The organism is Amycolatopsis mediterranei (genome assembly GCF_026017845.1).
Taxonomy (GTDB): Bacteria; Actinomycetota; Actinomycetes; order Mycobacteriales; family Pseudonocardiaceae; genus Amycolatopsis; species Amycolatopsis mediterranei.
The window spans coordinates 6754928-6771594 of the sequence record NZ_CP100416.1 but is presented as its reverse complement, the minus strand read 5'-3'; the positions used below and the strand labels follow the sequence as shown (position 1 = coordinate 6771594).

20 protein-coding genes, 1 tRNA gene and 1 pseudogene are annotated in these 16667 nt (G+C 72.5%); 11 read left to right on the top strand and 11 right to left on the bottom strand.

Annotated features, from left to right (window positions below):
- Positions 1–2: 2 nt before the first annotated feature.
- Positions 3–197, bottom strand: coding sequence for a hypothetical protein (locus ISP_RS29935; RefSeq protein ID WP_013227641.1), 195 nt, complete (start codon positions 195–197; stop codon positions 3–5).
- A 215-nt stretch (positions 198–412) separates the two neighbouring features.
- Here ISP_RS29935 and ISP_RS29930 point away from each other — a divergent pair, with 215 nt between their 5' ends.
- Both ISP_RS29930 and ISP_RS29925 read left to right on the top strand, forming a co-directional pair.
- A complete protein-coding gene (locus ISP_RS29930) occupies positions 413–1147 on the top strand; it encodes a sugar phosphate isomerase/epimerase family protein (RefSeq protein ID WP_013227640.1) in 735 nt (244 codons plus the stop codon).
- Positions 1144–2244, top strand: coding sequence for a Gfo/Idh/MocA family protein (locus tag ISP_RS29925; protein ID WP_013227639.1), 1101 nt, complete (start codon positions 1144–1146; stop codon positions 2242–2244). Before ISP_RS29930 ends, ISP_RS29925 begins: the two co-directional genes overlap by 4 nt.
- Here ISP_RS29925 and ISP_RS29920 read toward each other — a convergent pair.
- Positions 2241–2828, bottom strand: coding sequence for a TetR/AcrR family transcriptional regulator (locus tag ISP_RS29920; RefSeq protein WP_013227638.1), 588 nt, complete (start codon positions 2826–2828; stop codon positions 2241–2243). The genes ISP_RS29925 and ISP_RS29920 overlap by 4 nt on opposite strands.
- Before the next feature lie 123 nt (positions 2829–2951).
- Between ISP_RS29920 and ISP_RS29915 the strand changes: the two genes are divergently transcribed.
- A complete protein-coding gene (locus ISP_RS29915; protein ID WP_034286332.1) occupies positions 2952–3728 on the top strand; it encodes a DeoR/GlpR family DNA-binding transcription regulator in 777 nt (258 codons plus the stop codon).
- Positions 3725–4924, top strand: coding sequence for an MFS transporter (locus tag ISP_RS29910; RefSeq protein WP_013227636.1), 1200 nt, complete (start codon positions 3725–3727; stop codon positions 4922–4924). The genes ISP_RS29915 and ISP_RS29910 overlap by 4 nt, the downstream gene beginning before the upstream one ends.
- A 7-nt stretch (positions 4925–4931) precedes the next feature.
- Here ISP_RS29910 and ISP_RS29905 read toward each other — a convergent pair whose 3' ends face one another.
- Both ISP_RS29905 and ISP_RS29900 read right to left on the bottom strand, forming a co-directional pair.
- The gene (locus tag ISP_RS29905) at positions 4932–6986 is read right to left on the bottom strand and encodes a leucine-rich repeat domain-containing protein (protein ID WP_013227635.1); all 2055 of its coding nucleotides are present in this window, start codon (positions 6984–6986) and stop codon (positions 4932–4934) included.
- A 40-nt stretch (positions 6987–7026) separates the two neighbouring features.
- Complete coding sequence (locus ISP_RS29900) at positions 7027–7995, bottom strand: cation diffusion facilitator family transporter (RefSeq protein ID WP_013227634.1); 969 nt, start codon at positions 7993–7995, stop codon at positions 7027–7029.
- Between the two features lie 55 nt (positions 7996–8050).
- On the opposite strand from ISP_RS29900, the gene ISP_RS29895 reads away from it, so the two are divergent.
- Positions 8051–8407, top strand: a complete 357-nt coding sequence (locus tag ISP_RS29895) for an ArsR/SmtB family transcription factor (protein ID WP_013227633.1) — start codon at positions 8051–8053, stop codon at positions 8405–8407.
- On the opposite strand, the gene ISP_RS29890 is transcribed toward ISP_RS29895, so the two are convergent.
- On the bottom strand, positions 8404–9213 hold the full coding sequence (locus ISP_RS29890; RefSeq protein ID WP_013227632.1) for a MerR family transcriptional regulator: 810 nt from the start codon (positions 9211–9213) through the stop codon (positions 8404–8406). The genes ISP_RS29895 and ISP_RS29890 overlap by 4 nt on opposite strands.
- Positions 9197–10495 (bottom strand): amidase family protein, encoded by a 1299-nt coding sequence (locus ISP_RS29885; protein ID WP_013227631.1) that lies wholly within the window; start codon positions 10493–10495, stop codon positions 9197–9199. The genes ISP_RS29890 and ISP_RS29885 overlap by 17 nt, the downstream gene beginning before the upstream one ends.
- A 126-nt stretch (positions 10496–10621) precedes the next feature.
- On the opposite strand from ISP_RS29885, the gene ISP_RS29880 reads away from it, so the two are divergent.
- Together ISP_RS29880 and ISP_RS29875 are read left to right on the top strand one after the other, a co-directional pair.
- Entirely contained in the window at positions 10622–10777 is a 156-nt protein-coding gene (locus tag ISP_RS29880; protein WP_014467369.1) for a hypothetical protein, read from the top strand.
- Positions 10778–10823: 46 nt separating this feature from the next.
- Positions 10824–11270 carry a nitroreductase family deazaflavin-dependent oxidoreductase gene (locus ISP_RS29875; protein ID WP_230468437.1) on the top strand — a complete coding sequence of 149 codons (447 nt, stop codon included), beginning with the start codon at positions 10824–10826 and terminating at the stop codon, positions 11268–11270.
- Between the two features lie 18 nt (positions 11271–11288).
- Here the strand turns inward: ISP_RS29875 and ISP_RS29870 are convergent, their stop codons facing one another.
- Positions 11289–11720: an Hsp20/alpha crystallin family protein gene (locus ISP_RS29870; RefSeq protein WP_013227629.1), complete on the bottom strand. Its 432-nt coding sequence runs from the start codon at positions 11718–11720 to the stop codon at positions 11289–11291.
- A gap of 106 nt (positions 11721–11826) precedes the next feature.
- On the opposite strand from ISP_RS29870, the gene ISP_RS29865 reads away from it, so the two are divergent.
- From ISP_RS29865 to ISP_RS29855, 3 genes are all read left to right on the top strand, one after another.
- Positions 11827–12435 carry a DUF3156 family protein gene (locus ISP_RS29865; protein ID WP_013227628.1) on the top strand — a complete coding sequence of 203 codons (609 nt, stop codon included), beginning with the start codon at positions 11827–11829 and terminating at the stop codon, positions 12433–12435.
- Positions 12436–12497: 62 nt separating this feature from the next.
- Positions 12498–12734, top strand: a complete 237-nt coding sequence (locus tag ISP_RS29860; RefSeq protein ID WP_013227627.1) for a DUF6480 family protein — start codon at positions 12498–12500, stop codon at positions 12732–12734.
- Between the two features lie 29 nt (positions 12735–12763).
- Positions 12764–12937, top strand: a complete 174-nt coding sequence (locus ISP_RS29855) for a hypothetical protein (RefSeq protein ID WP_014467368.1) — start codon at positions 12764–12766, stop codon at positions 12935–12937.
- Here the strand turns inward: ISP_RS29855 and ISP_RS29850 are convergent.
- Positions 12934–13737: a cellulose-binding domain-containing protein gene (locus tag ISP_RS29850; protein ID WP_230468436.1), complete on the bottom strand. Its 804-nt coding sequence runs from the start codon at positions 13735–13737 to the stop codon at positions 12934–12936. The two genes, ISP_RS29855 and ISP_RS29850, sit on opposite strands and share 4 nt — an antisense overlap.
- A gap of 232 nt (positions 13738–13969) precedes the next feature.
- Here ISP_RS29850 and ISP_RS29845 point away from each other — a divergent pair.
- Positions 13970–14053: transfer RNA gene (locus ISP_RS29845), tRNA-Leu, on the top strand.
- Here ISP_RS29845 and ISP_RS29840 read toward each other — a convergent pair.
- From ISP_RS29840 to ISP_RS29830, 3 genes and pseudogenes are all read right to left on the bottom strand, one after another.
- Positions 14035–15789 (bottom strand): recombinase family protein, encoded by a 1755-nt coding sequence (locus ISP_RS29840; protein WP_013227625.1) that lies wholly within the window; start codon positions 15787–15789, stop codon positions 14035–14037. The two genes, ISP_RS29845 and ISP_RS29840, sit on opposite strands and share 19 nt — an antisense overlap.
- Complete coding sequence (locus tag ISP_RS29835) at positions 15779–15943, bottom strand: hypothetical protein (protein ID WP_155258935.1); 165 nt, start codon at positions 15941–15943, stop codon at positions 15779–15781. The genes ISP_RS29840 and ISP_RS29835 overlap by 11 nt, the downstream gene beginning before the upstream one ends.
- Positions 15940–16620 (bottom strand): annotated as a pseudogene (locus tag ISP_RS29830) (cell division protein FtsK); the annotation flags it as partial. The gene ISP_RS29835 and the pseudogene ISP_RS29830, both read right to left, overlap by 4 nt.
- Positions 16621–16667 lie beyond the last annotated feature (47 nt).

The window sequence follows — 16667 nt, the reverse complement described above, 5'->3', positions numbered from 1 at the left end:
GGCTAGCCGCTGGGGCGCAGCCGCTGGCCGGGGATGTCGGCGGCGCGCTGGGCGCGTTCCCGGCGCAGCCGCTCGAGGTGCTGCTCGATCCGCCGGTCGAGGTCGCGCGCGGCCTCGGACAGGTCCGTCAGGTCGCGACGGGACGCCGGGCGCCCGGCGGCGGCCCCCGTGTCCCTTTCGTTCCCTGCCCTGTCCACTACCGGCACCTCCCGGATCGGCCCTGGCTCCCTGCTCTTGGCGTTACTGCCCCATCGGGCGGTTGGCAAAACCCCCTCCGGCGTGAGCCGTCGCACGCGGGTGCCGCCGCCGTCCGGTGGAACGTCCCGGAAATCCCCTGGTCACAATTTTGACCAGGTGGTAGAAATTGAGAAGCCGCGGCGGACGGCGCCACGGGGAAGTGGAGGAGCCGGTGATGAGCGTGCCTTCCGTGCAGCTGTATTCGGTCCGCGATGCCTTCGCGGCCGATCCCGCCGACACCCTGCGGCGGCTCGCCGCGATCGGCTTCACGCAGGTCGAGCCGTACGGCGTCCTCGAAAACGCCGAGGCACTGCGGGCCGGGCTGCCCGCCAACGGCCTGACCGCGCCGACCGCGCACGCGCAGCTGCTCGGCGCCGACCAGCCTGCCGTCTTCGCCGCCGCGGCGGAGCTGGGCATCGGCCTGGTGATCGACCCGTTCGTACCGCCCGAGCGGTGGCAGGAGCCCGCCGACATCGCGGCCACGGCGGACGCGCTGAACGCCGCCGCGAAGCTCGCGGCCGAGCACGGCGTCGGTGTCGGCTACCACAACCACTGGTGGGAACTGGAGTCCCGGATCGGCGGCCGCAGCGCCCTGGAAGTCTTCGCCGAACAGCTCGATCCGGCGGTCGCCCTGGAGGTCGACACGTACTGGGCCACCGCGGGCGGCGAGGACGCGCCCGCCCTGCTGCGGCGGCTCGGTGACCGGGTGCGGGCCATCCACGTCAAGGACGGCGGGCTCGCCACCGACGCCACCGGCCAGGTCCCGGCCGGGCAGGGCCGGGTGCCGGTCGCCGAGGTGCTGGCCGCCGCGCCGGACGCCCTGCGCGTGGTCGAATTCGACGCGTTCGACGGCGACCTCTTCGAGGCCATCGCCGCCAGCCTCGCCTTCCTGACCGGCGCGGGCCGGTGACCGGCGGGCCGGTCGGCGTCGGGATCATCGGCACCGGCGTCATCAGCGGCACCTACCTCGAGAACCTCACCGCCTTCCCGGACGTCCGCGTGGTGCGGGTCGCCGACCTCGACACCGGGCGCGCGGCGGCCCGCGCGGCCGAGCACGGCGTGCCGCACTCGGGCACCGTGGCCGAGCTGCTGGCCGACCCGGACGTCGAGCTGGTGGTCAACCTGACCGTCCCGGCCGCGCACGCCGAGGTCGGGCTCGCCGCGCTCGACGCGGGCAAGCACGTGTGGACGGAGAAGCCCCTCGCGCTCGACCGCCAGACCGGCCGCAAGGTCCTCGATCGCGCCCGGGAGAAGAACCTGCGGGTGGCGAGCGCTCCCGACACCGTGCTCGGTGCCGCGCTGCAGACCGCACGGCAAGCCGTCGACTCAGGCCGGATCGGCCGTCCCCTGACCGCGCTGGCGCTGTTCCAGGTGCCCGGGCCGGAGCGGTGGCACCCCGCGCCGGAGTTCTACTTCCAGCCCGGCGGCGGCCCGCTGCTCGACATGGGCCCGTACTACCTGACGGCGCTCGTGCACCTGCTGGGCCCGGTCCGGCGCGTCACCGGGGCCGGCGGGCGGGGGCGCGACACCCGGGTCGTCGGGTCCGGGCCGCGGGCGGGTACGGAGTTCCCGGTCTCGGTGCCGACGACGGTGACCGCGCTCGTCGAGTTCGAAACCGCCTCGGCGCAGCTGGTCCTGAGCTTCGACTCGGCGCTCAAGCGGGCCGCGCTGCTCGAGCTGACCGGCACGCTCGGCACCGCCGCGCTGCCCGACCCCAACCGGTTCGACGAGCCGACCCGGCTGCACCTGCTCGACCGCGACGAGCCGGAAGAGCTGGCGCCGCAAGGACACTCGGCGTCACGCGGCACGGGCGCGCTGGAACTGGCGCGGGCGATCCGGGCCGGTGTGCCGGAACGCGCGTCCGGCGAGCTGGCCTACCACGTGCTCGACGCGATGCTTTCGATCGACGAGTCCATGACGCGCGGGCAGAGCGTGGAGGTCGCGAGCACCGTCGACGTCCCGCCGCTGCTGCCGGCGGGGTGGGACCCGTACGCGAAGACCCTCTAGAGCGGGACGGTGAGCAGGTTCTGCAGGTAGAAGCGCAGCGAGCCGACCAGGTCGACGTCGCCGGGCACGGTCAGCCACTGCACCTGCAAGCCGTCCATCAGCGCGATGAACGTCAGCGCCGCCATCGCGGGCTCGACGCCGTCCCGCAGTTCGCCGCGGGCCGCGAGGGCTTCGAACGATTCGTACACGCCGTCGCGCGCGGCCCGGTAGTGGTGCACGAAGTACTCGTGCGCCGGGTGGTCCGCGGCGACCGCTTCGGCGGCGAGCCGGGAGTAGAGGTCGACGATCCCGGGGTGGCGGACGTTGTGCTCGGCGAGCGCGACGAAGTGGCGCAGGACCGCCAGCCCGGGCGGCACGGTCAACTGCTCGCGTTCGGAATCCTCGGCGTCCCGGCGTTCGAGCACGGCGGCGAGCAGGGCTTCCTTGGTGGGGAAGTAGTAGAGGAGGCCTGCGTGGGAAATCCCCACGCGCTTGGCGATCTCGCGCAGCGACGAGCCGTGGTAGCCGAGTTCGCCGTACGCCGCGGCCGCCGCCGTGATGATGTCTTCGCGGCGGATCCGGCCCTTCAGGTAGCCCCCGGTCACGGGGTCGCGGTGGTCTCGGCGGCGGTCACGGCACCATCATGCCGCAGCGGTCGTTCGCACAAGTTGCGTGAGCGAACGAACAAACCGGTTGTGCGAACGCGGGCGGCTTGCGAGCATCACGGCGTGAAGAGCGCGGAACGGCAACGGGTGATCGTGGAACGGCTGCGGGACGCCGACCAGGTGGGCGTCGCCGAGCTGGCCGAAGCGACCGGCGCATCGGAGATGACCGTCCGCCGCGACCTCGACCACCTGGCGTCCCGGGGCGTGCTGCGCCGGGTGCACGGCGGCGCGGTCCCGGCGTCGCCGTCGGGGGTCGAACCTCCGTTCGCGGCCCGCGCGACGGCTGCGATCGCGGCGAAGCGGGCCATCGCCGCCGCGGCGGCGGAGCTGATCCGCGACGGCGAGACGGTCGTGCTCGACAGCGGCACGACGGCGCTGGAGCTGGCGCGGCTGCTGCGCGGGCGCCCGATCACCGTGATGCCGCTGTCCCTGCACGCGGTCCGCGAGCTGGCCGACGACCCGGACGTCCGGCTGCTGCTGCCCGGCGGCGAACCGCGGCCGGGGGAGCAGGCCCTGGTGGGCCCGCTGACGCTGGCGTCGCTGCGGGCCCTGCGGTTCGACGTCGCCGTGCTCAGCCCCTGCGCGTTCGGCCTCGACTCCGGGCTCACCGCCTTCGACCTGGGCGACGCCGAGGTCAAGCAGGCCGCCCTCGACGTCGCGGCGCGGGCGATCGTGCTCGCCGACGGCGCCAAGTGGGGCCGGGCCGCGCTCGCCCGCATCTGTCCCGCCGACCGCGCCGACGTGGTGATCACCGACCCCGGCGCGCCGGAAGACCAGCGTGCCGCGCTGGCCGAGCGTGGCGTGCTCGTGCACGTCGCCGTCCCTTGGGAGAGCCGATGACCGTCCCGCCCCGCCCGCGCGCCGCCCGGTTCGCGACCTTCATGTTCTTCGGCCTCAACGGGTTCGCCATGGGCATGTGGGTGGTGCACATCCCGAACATCGAGCGTGCAACGGGCATCTCGCACAGCACGCTGGGCGCGCTGCTGCTGGTGCTCGGCGGCGCCGCGTTCGCCGGCATGCAGGTGGCCGGCCCGCTCGTCGACCGGCTCGGGCACCGGCGGCTCGTCCCCGCCGCCGGGATCCTGCTCGGCCTCGCGGTGTGCGGGCCGGGGTTCGCGAGCTCGTGGTGGGCATTGGGCCTGTCGCTGATCTTCTTCGGCTTCGGCAACGGCGCGATCGACGTCGGGATGAACTCCCACGCGGTCATCGTCGAGCGGGCCTACCCGCGCCCGATCATGGCGGCCTTCCACGCGATGTGGTCGATCGGCGGCGCGATCGCGGCGGTCATCGGCGCGGGGACGCTGAAGGCGGGCGTGCCCACCGGGGTGACGCTGACCGGCACGGGCCTGCTGTGCGTGCTGCTTTCCGTGCTGTCGGCGCGATTCCTGATGGAGCCCGCCGACGCCCCTGCCGCCGCTTCTTCCGACACCGCCTCTGCTGACGCCGCCGGGCCGGTGCGCCGGACCCCGGGCCGCACGGTCTGGCTGCTCGGCCTGCTGGCGCTCGCGCTGATGCTGTCCGAGGGCGTCGCGAACGACTGGGCCGCGCTGCACATGGAAAAGGTGCTCGGTACTTCGGCGTCCACGGCGGCGCTGGCGTACGGCGCGTTCGCGGTGGCGATGACGACCGGCCGCTTCCTGACCGACCGCGTCGCGGCCTGGGCGGGCCCGGCGGCGATCGTCCGATATGGAGCGACGTTGGCGGCGGTGGGCCTGACGACGGCCGCGGCGGCCCCGTGGGTACCGGTGTCCCTGGTGGGCTGGGCGCTGTTCGGCCTGGGCCTTTCGGGCGGTGTCCCGCAGCTGTTCACGGCGGCGGGCAACCTGGACACGCGGGCTTCGGGCGCGTTGATGGCCCGGGTGGTCGGCCTCGGCTACGTCGGCCTGCTGGCCGGTCCGGCGCTGATCGGCGGGCTGACCCGGTGGATGCCGTTGAACGTGACCTTCGGGGTGCCGGTGCTGCTGTGCGTGCTGGCGGCGGTGTTCGCCGGCGTGCTGAGCCCGAAGCCGGAACCGGCGGAGCAGCCGGTCGGCTGACCGGGTTTCAGCCGGTGTCCCCTTCCCGCAGGCGGCGGGCGAAGTCGCGTGCCTGGTCGACCGACTCGGCGTGCCGCGCGGCGGCGTCGGGCCGGAAGTCGTGGCCGCCGCGCTCTTCGGGCTCGCTGTCCACCTCGTCCATCTCCAGGTGGGTGAGGAAGGCGACCAGTTCGGGGCGGGCGGTACCCGAGGCGAGGAGCTCTTCCCGGGCCTGCGGCGGAAACCCGCAGGAGTAGCGGGCGCCGTGGTACTCGTCGACGACGCCGAGCAACATCGCATCGAGGTTCGGGAAGGCCGCCGGGTCGGCGATTCCGGGCGGGAGCGGGACACCGTACGGCTGCTGGGCGTCGTTCCAGCAGTCCTGCTCGAGGTCCAGCTCGACCAGCAGCTGGGCCGCCCGCGACCCGGCCAGCTCGGCCAGGCCGTCGTCGCCGAGGACGTTGTCGTGCAGGTTCAGCTCCCGCAGCCGGGGCAGCGCGCTCCAGGACGCGAGGGCTTTCGCACCCGCCGGGCCGATCGTGTTGTACGCCAAGGAAATCCCGGTGAGGGCGGGGACCGGCCCGGCCGCGGTGAGCGCCCGGACGTCGTCGTCGCCGAGGCCGCACTGGGCGAGGTCGAGGGTGCGCAGGGTGGGCGGGAGGTCCGCGGACCAGCCGGCCACCGGGTTGCCGGACACGTCCAGGTCGGCGAGGTTCCGCAGGTTCTCCGACCGCAGCAGGGCGTCGAGCCCGCCGGCGCCGAGGCCGGTGGCCGCCAGCCCGAGCCGGGTCAGGTTCGCCGCGTTGGGGGAGGTGGCCCACGCTCGGGCCCCGGCGTCGCCGATCGGCTGGAGCAGTGGACGCGAATAGTACGGTGAGCCGGCGCCACTGCCGGACAGGTCGAGGTGCTCGAGCGCGGGGAACCGGACGTCGGCCGCCAGGTGCCGGGCGCCGGCCTCGGTGAGGTGGTTGCGGCTCAGGTCCAGGTGGCGCAGCCGCGGAAAGGCGCCGGTGAACGCGGCGGCGGTCACGTCGGTGGCCACCACGTCGGTGAGCGTCAGCTTCTCGACGCGGTCGTGGTCCAGGGCCTTGACCACTTGGGCGAGCGGGGCGTCGCCCAGGGGCAGCAGGGTGAGTGTGAGTTCGGTCAGCTGCGGGAGGACGGGGGCGACGGCCGCCACGCCTCGCGCGCCGAGGCCCTCGCGACCCAGTGGCAGCTGGACGCCGTGGATCTCCAGCGTCTTCAGGCCGGACAGGTCCGCCCGGCCGAAGAAAGCCGCGCAGGCCTCGTCGTCGGCCTCGATGACGTTGCCGAAAAACGGCGTCGCCAGCGGGGACCGGCGGTCGTGGCCGCAGCGGAAGCCGATCGCCAGCCGGTCGAGGCGGGCGAGCCCGGGGCAGCCGGCGAGGTCCCGCGCTTCGGCGGCGCTGCCCACGATGACGTCGGCGGAGCGCAGGTCCGGGACGAGGTCCGAGCGCAGCAGGTGCACCAGGGCGGGGGCGCGCAGCCCGGCGTGCCACAGCCGCAGGGTCCGGCCGGCCGGCGGCCGGAACGGCGGGCAGTCGAAGTTGAACAGATCTTCCCGCAGCTCGATCAGGTTCAGCGCTTCGAGCCGCGCGAGGCCGGGGGCGGCCGCCAAGCCGGCGACCACCTCGGTGTTCAGCCGCGAGAGGAAGCTCGTCCGGAGGGTCCGCAGGTTCTCCCAGTGCGGCAGGTCGCGGGTGACGGCCGCGAGCTCCTCCGCGGCGAAGTAGCCGAGATCGAGCACGCTGATCCCGCGGACCTCCGGCCGTTCGCGGGGATCCGGGAACGGCGGATCGGCCGTGCCGATGGGTCCCGACCGGAAGGCGATCGAGCGGGCGAGCGGCCAGCCCGGTCGCGCGTGCCCCGCGTCCAACGCCGTGAGCCAGGACCACGGCGCTTCGCGCACCTCGTCGGGCCACGCCGCGAGCCGCCGCTCGCACCGCTCGACGAGGGGCGCGGGGCTGCCCGCCCGGTCGAGGAGCGCGCACAGGGCGCGGAAGGCGAGTTTGCCCGGCGGGCCGTCGAGCACCCGTTCGATCTCCGCTTCAAGGTCGATCACGTGAGCGAAGCTAGCGGACGGCACCGACAGTTTCCGGAACTCAGTGGTGATGGGCGACGGCCTCGTGCGCGCGCTCGGCCCCGGTGGCCGGTTCGGTGTGGACCACCACCGCGGTCAACCGGGGGATCGTGTGCAGCAGCCGGTGTTCCACCTCGTGCGCCAGCGCGTGGGCGGCCTCGACGGTGAGGTCCGCCGCCACCGTCACCGCCAGCTCGGCCCGCAGGTGGTGCCCGATCCAGCGCATCCGGAGGTCACGGGCGCCGAGCACGCCGTCGACCGCCCGGGCCGTCCGTTCGGCCAGCTCGACCGACGCCGGGTCGACGGCGTCCAGCAGCCGCCGGAACACCTCTTTCGCTGCGTCGCGCAAGACGAACAGGATCGCGACCGTGATCACCAGCCCGACGATCGGATCCGCCGCGGGAAAGCCGAACGCGACGCCCGCCGCGCCGGCGACGACCGCCAACGACGTGAAGCCGTCCGTGCGGGCGTGCAGCCCGTCGGCGACCAGCGCGGCCGAACCGATCTCGCGGCCGACCTTGATCCGGTACCGCGCCACGAGTTCGTTGCCGGCGAAGCCGATCACGCCGGCCACGGCGACCACCCACGGGTGCGCGACGGGCCGCGGATCGAGCAGCCGCACCACCGATTCGTAGCCGGCGATCGCCGCCGAAGCCGCGACGACGAGCACGACCACCACGCCGGCCAGGTCTTCGGCGCGACCGAGACCGTAGGTGTAGCGGCGGGTCGCGGCGCGGCGGCCGAGCAGGAACGCGACGCCGAGCGGGACGGCGGTCAGCGCGTCGGCGAAGTTGTGGATGGTGTCGCCCAGCAGCGCCACCGAGCCGGTGACCAGCACGAGCACCAGCTGCGCGACGGCGGTCAAGGAGAGCGCGGCGAACGACCACACGAGCGCGCGCACGCCGCGCCGGCTGGTTTCGAGGGCGTGGTCGACTCGGTCGGCGCTGTCGTGGCTGTGCGGCCGCCACTTCGAGTGTCCGTGTCTCGGCATGGGGGGCAGTCTATCTGCGCAAGCATGCAGATACGCAAGTAGTAAGGTTGCCGCCATGCACGCGTCGCTGCCGGAGTTCGACATGCCCACCGAAGAGCAGGTCCACCTGGCCGCGGAGTCCTTCCGGCTGCTCGCCGACCCGACCCGCATCAAGGTGCTTTGGGCGCTGCTGCAGGGGGAATCCTCGGTGGCCTGCCTGGCCGAACTGGCGGGCGCCGCCCCGACCGCGGTCAGCCAGCACCTGGCCAAACTGCGGCTGGCGGGCCTGGTGAAGGGCCGCCGCGAAGGAACGTTCGTGTACTACTCGGCGGCCGACAACCACGTGCGCGGCCTGCTGGCCCAGGCCCTGCACCACGCGGAGCACGTCGACCGCGACCTCCCCACGGGCGAGCACGCCCATCGCCCGGCCTAGCCGATCGGCTCCTGCAGCTCCGTCACCCAGCCCGCCGGATCCTCCGGGCAGTCCAGGTACGCCTCCCGCTGCGGCCCGGCCGACCGGCAGCCGTGGTCGTCGATCCAGCGCACCACCGCCTGCCAGCTGGGCAGGACGCCGTCGATCGCGCCGCGGTGGACGAGCGTCGCCGCGCGGACGGCCGGCAGGTCCGCCACCGCCAGGCCGTTGAGATCGCCGCCGCCGACCGACGCCGGGATCGCGGCGTGCACGATGACCTCGTCCTCCGCGCGCTGCTCGTAGTAACAGGTCAGCCGGCCGGCCGGCGTGACGTCCGCCTGCGGTAGGCGGCGGCCGAGCTCCGCGCACAGCGGGTGGACGACCGGCCCGATCGCCTCCGGCGCGAACCCCGCCGCGACCCCCGTCAGCTCCACCACCCGCATGCCGGGCAGCTCCTTGACGACGACGTCGTGGGCCGGTGGCCGGCCTTCCGCCTCGATGGTCCGCAGCCGCGCTTCGACCTGCGCCAGCCGGGCCGCGCCTTCGGCCAGCGCGGCTTCCAGCTCCGCGCGCCGCAGCGCCAGCATGCCGCGCACCTGCTCGACCGTGACCTCGTCCGCCAGCAGCGTGGCCACCTGCTCCAGCGTGAACCCGAGGTCCTTCAGCGCGACGATCCGGTTGAGCCGCGCGAGCTGGCCCGCGGTGTAGCTGCGGTAGCCGGTCGCGGGGTCGACGCGCGCCGGGCGCAGCAGGCCGAGCGCGTCGTAGTGGCGCAGCATCCGGACCGAAACCCGGCCGTGGCGGGCGAAGTCACCGATCGAGAACACGGCTCGATCCTGCCCCAGGCGGGACGAACCCGCCGACGACGTCCGCGGCGAGTTCCGCGAACGTGAGCGCGGTGTCGTCCTCGTGCGGGGGCCCGACGACCTGCAGCCCGGCCGGCCGCACCCCGCCCACCGGGGCGCTGACCGCCGGCAGCCCGGGCAGCGACGCCTGCGCGATCCAGAACACCTGGTCTTCGTAGCGGTGCCGGTCGTCGTGCGCCGGCGCCGTGGTGAACACCGTCGGGCAGAGAAACCCGTCCAGGTCGGCGAAGTACCGGTCCCACGCGGCGGTCAACGCCGCCCGCCGCCGCTCCTGCTCGGCGGTCCCGGCCGGTTCCCGCCCTTCCTGGCTCGCGAAGAACAGGTCCACCTGGAAGCCGAACGCCTCCGCTTGGGCGATCGGGTCGACGTCCGCCGGCCAGCCTTCGCGGATCCGCACCCCGGCGCGGGCCAGCGCGTCGACGGCGTCCGACAGCGCCGCGCCGACCTCGCCGGTCACCGGGCAGGCCGGATCGTCGAGCACGACGCCGACTCGGAAGTCCTCGAGCCGGGCGTGCCGGGCGGGTCGCAGCGGGCCGCCGGTGACGTCCAGGGCGAGCCGCAGGTCGGCCGCCGACCGGGCCAGGGGACCGACCGCCGAGGGGAATTCCCGGGCGAGGGGTGCGGGCGGTCCCGGCGGCTGGAACCCGCGCAGTGACACGGTGCCCGGGGTGGGCTTGAGGCCGTACACACCGCAGTAGGCGGCCGGGATCCGGATCGACCCGGCCAGGTCGGAGCCGTATTCGAGGGAGGTCAGGCCGTCGGCGAGCGCGGCCGCGGCGCCACCGCTCGAGCCGCCCGGTGTCCGGGTGTGGTCGCGCGGGTTGAGCGTCCGCCCGTGGAGCGGGTTGTCGGTCCGGCCGAAGTCGGCCAGCAGGTGGTGCACGTTCGACTTGCCCACGACGATCGCGCCCGCCGCCCGCAGCCGGGCGACGACCGCCGCGTCCTCGTCCGCGACGCAGTCCGCGAACGCCGGCTCGCCCCAGGTCGTCGGCAGGCCCTGCACGGCGAAGGCGTCCTTGATCGTCATCGGGACGCCGTGCAGCGGGCCGACGTCGTCGCCGCGCGCCACGGCCCGATCGGCCTCCGAAGCGGCCTCGAGCGCGAAGTCGCGGCAGGTCGCGATAACCGCGTTGACGGTCGAGGCGTCGATGCGGGCGAAGAGCTCTTCGGTCAGGTCACGCGCCGAGAGCTCGCCGCGGCGGATCCCGGCAGCCACCTCGATCGCGGTGCGGAAAGGTGTCATGGCTCCGGGATAGCGCCTGACACGGTGTCAGGGTCAACGAGTTTCCCCGACCCGCCACAGCGGGTAGCCCCTCTGGATGATCGCCGTCCGAATCACGGGCGGCGCAGTGAGGCGGAGGGAAGACCGATGTCGACCGCACCCCCGATACCGCCCGAACCGATCCAGCCCGCTCCCGTGGGCCCGGACCCGGGGCCGGACCAGCCACTGCCGGAACCCGGCGTGCCGGTGCCGGACCCGCTGCCGCCGGAGCCGAAGCCCGGTCCCGACCGCGAGGAGATATGACGGACAGATCGTATGAGTTTCGTATGAATTCGTGTACCGTCGGGGTATGACAACAGCGCAGAGCTACCGCCGGATGGTCAACGCCGGCAACAAGATCGTCGTGGGCCTGCAGCGGCTCGGTGTCGCCTTCGGCCCGATGCAACTGCTCACGGTGCCCGGGCGGCGCACCGGCGTCCCCCGCACGTTCCCGATCGCGGTCATCCCCATCGACGGTGCCCGCTACATCGTCCAGGCCTATCCGAAGGCGGCCTGGGTGGCGAACGTGCGGGCCGCGGGTGAGGTGACGCTCACCCGCGGCCGCCGTTCGTCGGTCGCCCGCCTGGCCGAGCTGCCCGTGGCGGAGCGTCGGCCGGTCTTGCGCCGGCTCGTCGAATCGAGCCCGCCGAGCGTGGGAAAGCGGTTCGTGACCACCGGCCTGGCGGACGCAGCGACGCCGAACGCCGTTGCGGCGGCCGCGGAACGCATCGCGGTCTTCCGCGTCGAACGGCCCTGAGCCGGCTCGCCCTGGGGGTCAGGCCTCGAGCTGCGTGCGATCGCCGGCGCCGCCGACCTCGATGCGCCGTGGCTTCGCCTTCTCGACGATCGGGATGCGGACGGTCAGCACCCCGGCGTCGTAGTTCGCGGTGATGTGCTCGGTGTCCAGGGTGTCGCCGAGGAACAGCTGGCGGGAGAACACGCCCAGCCGCCGCTCGGAGACGTGCATCCGGACGTCGTCACCGGTCGGCAGCGGCCGTCGTTCGGCCTTGACGGTGAGGACGTTGCGCTCGATGTCCAGCTCGACGGCGCCGGGATCGACGCCGGGCAGGTCGAAGCACACCACGAACTCGTCGCCGGCGCGGTAGGCGTCCATCGGCATCGCGGCCGGCTTCGACCAGGTGCCGGCGCCGAAGACCTGCTGGGCGAAACGGTCGAGGTCACGGAACGGATCGGTGCGCATCAACATCGGGATCCACCTCCTGGAACTCGTCGACTCTGGTGTCAACACGCGGACCTGTTCTAGCATGTCGTCAAAACGATGACAAGACGTGGGTCGTCGAAAGGATGACGTGATGGACGGGATCGATCCCACCGGCGTGCTGCGCCGGATCCAGGAGGTGGTCGCGGCCGCCCGGGCCGGGACGGGCGACCAGGCCCGGGTGCTGGACGCGCTGTCCGGCCTGCGGCTGCTGCGCGAGGAGCTGGCGAGCTGGGAACCGGAGCTGATCGCGGCGGCCAGGGCGGCCGGTGCCAGCTGGGTGGCGCTCGCGCCCGCGCTGGGCGTCGCGAGCCGACAGGCCGCGGAACGGCGCTACCTGCGGCTGCAGCCGTCGCACACCGGCGAGAAGACCGGCGAAGCGCGGGTCGACGCGGAACGCGACCGGCGCGCGGGCGACCGGGCCGTCGCCGACTGGGCCCGCCGCAACTCCGCGATCCTGCGCCAGCTCGCCGGCCGGGTCAGCGCACTCGACGGGCTGGGCCCGGCCGGCCAGGCCAGCGCCGACCGCCTCGGCGCGGCCCTCGGCGACGACGACCCGGCGACGCTGCTCCCGCCGCTGGCCGCCGCCCAGCCGCACCTGACCGGCGCACACGCCGGACTGGCCGAGCAGCTCGGCGAAATCTCGGCCCACACCGACCAGCTGCGTCGCGACGCGGCCGGCAACCGCCGCTCCCGGGATTGACCGGTTTGCCCGGCCGCCGGCCCGGGCACCCGCCGCGGGAGCGACGGAAGGACGGTGCCGCCATGACCGCCGAACCCCCGGATCCGGACCCCCGCCGGACCCCGGACCTGGAAGCCGGGGGCGGGGTGCCCCCGGGCAGCACACCACCCGACTCCGCTCAGACGTCGGGGTTGTCGCACCCGCAGCCGATGCCGTCCAAGGCGATGCCGGTGCTGTGGCTGGTCCTCACCGGCGTCCTCGTGCTGATGGTCGCCGGGCTGGTCGTCGCGCTCGCGTTCGGCTGGCTGCGCGGTGTCTGAGATCGCTCCGGACCGGGTACCTGCGAAGCATGACCGACACTCCTGACCGGACCGAAACCCGCGCCGAGCTGCTGCCGGAAGAGCAGGCCGTCGACAGTGCGGACCCCGAGGGCCAGGCCCGCGAGGTCCTGCGCGACTCCGACCGCCGCACCGAGCACCCGGAGGCGACGCTGGGCCGTCGCCGTCCGGAGGACACGGTCTAGTTCGTCCCGCAGGAGGCGCCGTTGAGGGTGAAGCCGACGGGCGTGGGGTTGCCGTGGTCGAAGGCGCCGTTGAAGCCGATGTTGACGGTCGCGCCCGGGGCGAGGGTCAGGTTGTAGGAAACCGCCTTCATGGTGACCCGCGAGCCGCTCTGGGAGTAGTCGCCGTTCCAGCTGTGGGTGACCCGTTGCCCGGCGGTGAAGGTCCAGCCGGCGGTCCACGGTTCGATCGTCTGGTTGCCGGTGTTGGTGACGGCGACGCCGGCGGTGAACCCGTTGTTCCACTGGTCGGTGACGGCGTAGTGGACGGTGCACGAGGCGACCGGAGCGGGCGGCGCGGCAACCTGGGTCTGGCTGGTGGCGGCGGTGGTCTTGGGCGCCGCCGTCGTGGGCGACGCGGAGGTCGAGATCTGCCGCAGAACGGTGGGCACCGGCGTGGGGCTCGGCGCCGTGGTGGCGACGGTTCGCGAAGTGGTGGCGGGGGCAAGCGGATCAGGAGCCATGGCGACTTGCCGCCCGGGCGAGCTCTCCGAGGTGACGGCAATGATCACCAGGCTCCCGATGACGACAAGGCCCCCGCAGAGGGCGGACACCCACCGAATCCGCCGCCCGGCCCGCTGCTGAGCGGCGGCGGCCTCCCGCGCCCGCTGCTCGAGCCGTTCCCGATAGCCGGCCCCGGTGTCATCCTCACGCACCCGCACATGGGGCTCGGAGGCATCCAGCGACCGAGGCATGGCCCCGGTTTCCCGCAGCAGCTCGTCAACGGAAATCTCATCATCAGACTGCCACCCTGCGCGCGCCATACCGAACCTCCAGGTCCTGAGGGGCGCTAGAACGCGCTGGCTTGCCCGGCGAATCCTAGGAAGCAGAGCGGGTCTTGTAAACCGTATGAGCAAGGGCGTTTCGCAGGCAGAGGACGCACCTGGATCGATGCAGGGTGGCGAAACCGGCCGATCATGCCAGACCCTGCTCGTGCGCGGACCCGGACCCCCCTGAACGAGGGGGCGGGGTGGCCGTATACTCTTTTCTCAGCAGGTCCGAGTGGCGGAATGGCAGACGCGCTAGCTTGAGGTGCTAGTGCCCTTAACGGGCGTGGGGGTTCAAGTCCCCCCTCGGACACACGCACTATCTACACCCGGGCTGGTCGTCGCATAGACGGCCAGCTCTTTTGGTTCGTAGCGTAGCTCCAGGTTCAGGGCGCGGTACAGGCGGCTCATGCCAGCCGTGGTCGCGTCGGCCAAGGTCCCGCAGACATCGCCGAGAGCGTCGATCCTCGCGTAGATCTCGGCGCGGCTTACCGTCGAATCGGCTGGAACGCTCTCGATCTGCGCTTTCGCGGCCGCTCGTTCGGCCTGTGCTTGGTTGATCGGGGCGACGAGGGCTTCGGGCTCGACGCCGGCCGCGATCGCTGCCTGATACCGCTGGAGCCTCGCCTCCGCGTCTGCCAGCCGGTTTCGTGCCGCTTCGAGCGGACCACCGTTGGCCTGACTGCCGTCCGAGCCGAGTAGCGCGGCCGCTGTTCGGTCGCGGTTGTCCGGGTGGAACAACTCGTGAAGCCATCCGTTGATCGCCTCGACGACCACGCCCTCGCGCAGATTGACCGTCGTCGGGTGGTCCGCCAGTTTCGGTGAGCCGGGCGCCATGGTCCGTGAGGTGCAGCGGTAGTAGGAGCCCTTCCTGATCGTGGCGCCTTGCATCTTCCGGCCGCAAACTCCGCATCGGACCAGACCACGCAGCAGATAGGACCGCGCGGTCTTCCGGGCGCCCCGCTCGGCCTTGCGCGCCGTCTTCAGCCCACCTGCCGACTTCGACCGGCGCAGTAGTTGAGCCTGCGTGAACGTTTCCACGGACACGATCGCCGGATGGGCCTGCACGCGCGACCGTACGATCCGGTCCGGAGCAGCGCGCTTGAACCGCACCACGTGGCCCGCGGCGACGTCCTCAGGGTCAAGCAACGTCTCGTGTTTCGTCCAGCGCCCGAAGATCGCGTAGCCGGTGTACCGCGGATTGTCCAAGATCGCCCGCACCGAGCTGCCCTGCCAGCCGTCCGCAAGCCGGTGTCGGTTCTGCTCCCGCCGATGCGCGGAGGGACAAGGAATACCGTCCCGATTCAGCAGGTTGGCGATCGCCCGGTCACCGTTGCCGTCGAGGTACTCGGCGAAGATTCGCCGCACGACGTCCGCCGTCGTCTCGTCGAGCGCCAAAGCACGCAACTTGAACCCTTCGGCAGCCTTCCGCGGATTCGGGTGAGGACCACTGTCGACAACGATGTACCCGTACGGCGCCCGGCCGCCTTGGTGTCGTCCTTCGTTGATCACCTGCGCGTCCATCGCCGCACGAACGCGCGCCTGAACGTGCTGGCGCTCCGACTCGCTCATCCCGCCGAGCACGCTCATCAGCATCTTGTGCGACGGGTTCCGCGCGTCGTACTTCCCGCCCAGCTCCGGCACCCACAGATCCACGCCATAGGCCGCAAACTTCGGCGCGATCAGGGAGAACTGGTTGCCGAACCAACAGCGGGTGCCTTCACCGACCACGATGGCATCCCACCCACGGCGCGGATTCTTCAACTCTGCGAGCAGCCGCGCGCTCTCGGTTCTCCGTTCCCACGGGACGGACCGCGACTGACCGATGTCGAAGAACTCCGCCACGATCTGCCCGCCGAGCGGCTCGACGAACTTCCGCGCGTTCCCGAACTGCCAACCGCGCGAGGTCTCCGGGTCCTGGTTGTCCTCAGTTGAGCACCGGCCGTAGCCCGCCAACGCTCCGATCCCGTCGTCCGCCACGTCGGCGACCTCAAGACCGAGAATGTCGTCCAGGGTCGACCACGGGTCGCTGATGATTTCAGCTGCCACGGTTCACCTCCTCCGCCAGCGCGTCCAGCACCGGCACCTCAGTAACTTCGATCAGAACGGCCAGCAGTGCACGCGCAACAGCAGGCGTTAGCTCGGGCAATCCCGCAGGTAGAATAACCCGGATCGGCGGATCTTCGGAACGAGCGGCGCTCATCGCTGATCGTCCTCGTCTGCCGCCCCGGTGCCAGCGGCCGCGCGGTCGATAGCGATCCTGATTTCAGCCGTGAGGTACCCGCGTACCTGCCGTGTCTCGCCGTCTTCGCTGGTCACGCGGTCTCGCGTCGGCCGGCATCCCGCGTCGGTCATCTGCTGCGCGAACGTCTTCCGGTCGATCTCCAGAGCGCTCAGCAGCTCGGCCGTTGGGACGAAGTCCCTGCCGTCCGGGCTCAGGTCATCGCCCAGGTACTCGACGAGCGACGCGAGCACCTCGGGCAGCTCACCAGGTGACTGAACCGCGTCAACCGCGTGACCTGCGCCGATTGCCTTGACCGCGGCCGCATGGTCAAGGACCGGCATGGTGTCCTGTCCGGCCGCGTGCCCGGTGAGCGTCCCAGCCGCTTCGCGCAGCGTCCGGCCCTGTTCGCAGATGGTCCGCCAGTCCTCGTTCGGCATGTAGTACGTCCGAACCGTCATGGCCAGCACATCGGCGCCGACCGATGTGTCGCCGTCCGGCCGCAGGATTCCGACGCCCTTGTGAGAGGGGAGCAGCCGGGACGAGTCGAACCCGCGCGTGTTCATCTGCTCGCCGAGCACGATGTTCGAGTCGCGCCAGTCCATCACCCGCAGGGCGAACCGCGACCCGAGCACCGCCCGCGTCTTCGACTCAAGTGTCGCGTCGGTAATCTGAAATCTCTGATCGTATCTGCGAACGGAGAATG

What these genes read in the sequence shown, in the direction of transcription:
- ISP_RS29930 (WP_013227640.1), top strand. Translation starts at nt 413, where the DNA reads ATGAGCGTGCCTTCCGTGCAGCTGTATTCGGTCCGCGATGCCTTCGCG.
- ISP_RS29870 (WP_013227629.1), bottom strand. Translation starts at nt 11,720, where the DNA reads ATGTTGATGCGCACCGATCCGTTCCGTGACCTCGACCGTTTCGCCCAG.
- ISP_RS29910 (WP_013227636.1), top strand. Translation starts at nt 3,725, where the DNA reads ATGACCGTCCCGCCCCGCCCGCGCGCCGCCCGGTTCGCGACCTTCATG.
- ISP_RS29885 (WP_013227631.1), bottom strand. Translation starts at nt 10,495, where the DNA reads ATGACACCTTTCCGCACCGCGATCGAGGTGGCTGCCGGGATCCGCCGC.
- ISP_RS29875 (WP_230468437.1), top strand. Translation starts at nt 10,824, where the DNA reads ATGACAACAGCGCAGAGCTACCGCCGGATGGTCAACGCCGGCAACAAG.
- ISP_RS29835 (WP_155258935.1), bottom strand. Translation starts at nt 15,943, where the DNA reads ATGAGCGCCGCTCGTTCCGAAGATCCGCCGATCCGGGTTATTCTACCT.
- ISP_RS29880 (WP_014467369.1), top strand. Translation starts at nt 10,622, where the DNA reads ATGTCGACCGCACCCCCGATACCGCCCGAACCGATCCAGCCCGCTCCC.
- ISP_RS29855 (WP_014467368.1), top strand. Translation starts at nt 12,764, where the DNA reads ATGACCGACACTCCTGACCGGACCGAAACCCGCGCCGAGCTGCTGCCG.
- ISP_RS29865 (WP_013227628.1), top strand. Translation starts at nt 11,827, where the DNA reads ATGGACGGGATCGATCCCACCGGCGTGCTGCGCCGGATCCAGGAGGTG.
- ISP_RS29850 (WP_230468436.1), bottom strand. Translation starts at nt 13,737, where the DNA reads ATGGCGCGCGCAGGGTGGCAGTCTGATGATGAGATTTCCGTTGACGAG.
- ISP_RS29900 (WP_013227634.1), bottom strand. Translation starts at nt 7,995, where the DNA reads ATGCCGAGACACGGACACTCGAAGTGGCGGCCGCACAGCCACGACAGC.
- ISP_RS29895 (WP_013227633.1), top strand. Translation starts at nt 8,051, where the DNA reads ATGCACGCGTCGCTGCCGGAGTTCGACATGCCCACCGAAGAGCAGGTC.
- ISP_RS29860 (WP_013227627.1), top strand. Translation starts at nt 12,498, where the DNA reads ATGACCGCCGAACCCCCGGATCCGGACCCCCGCCGGACCCCGGACCTG.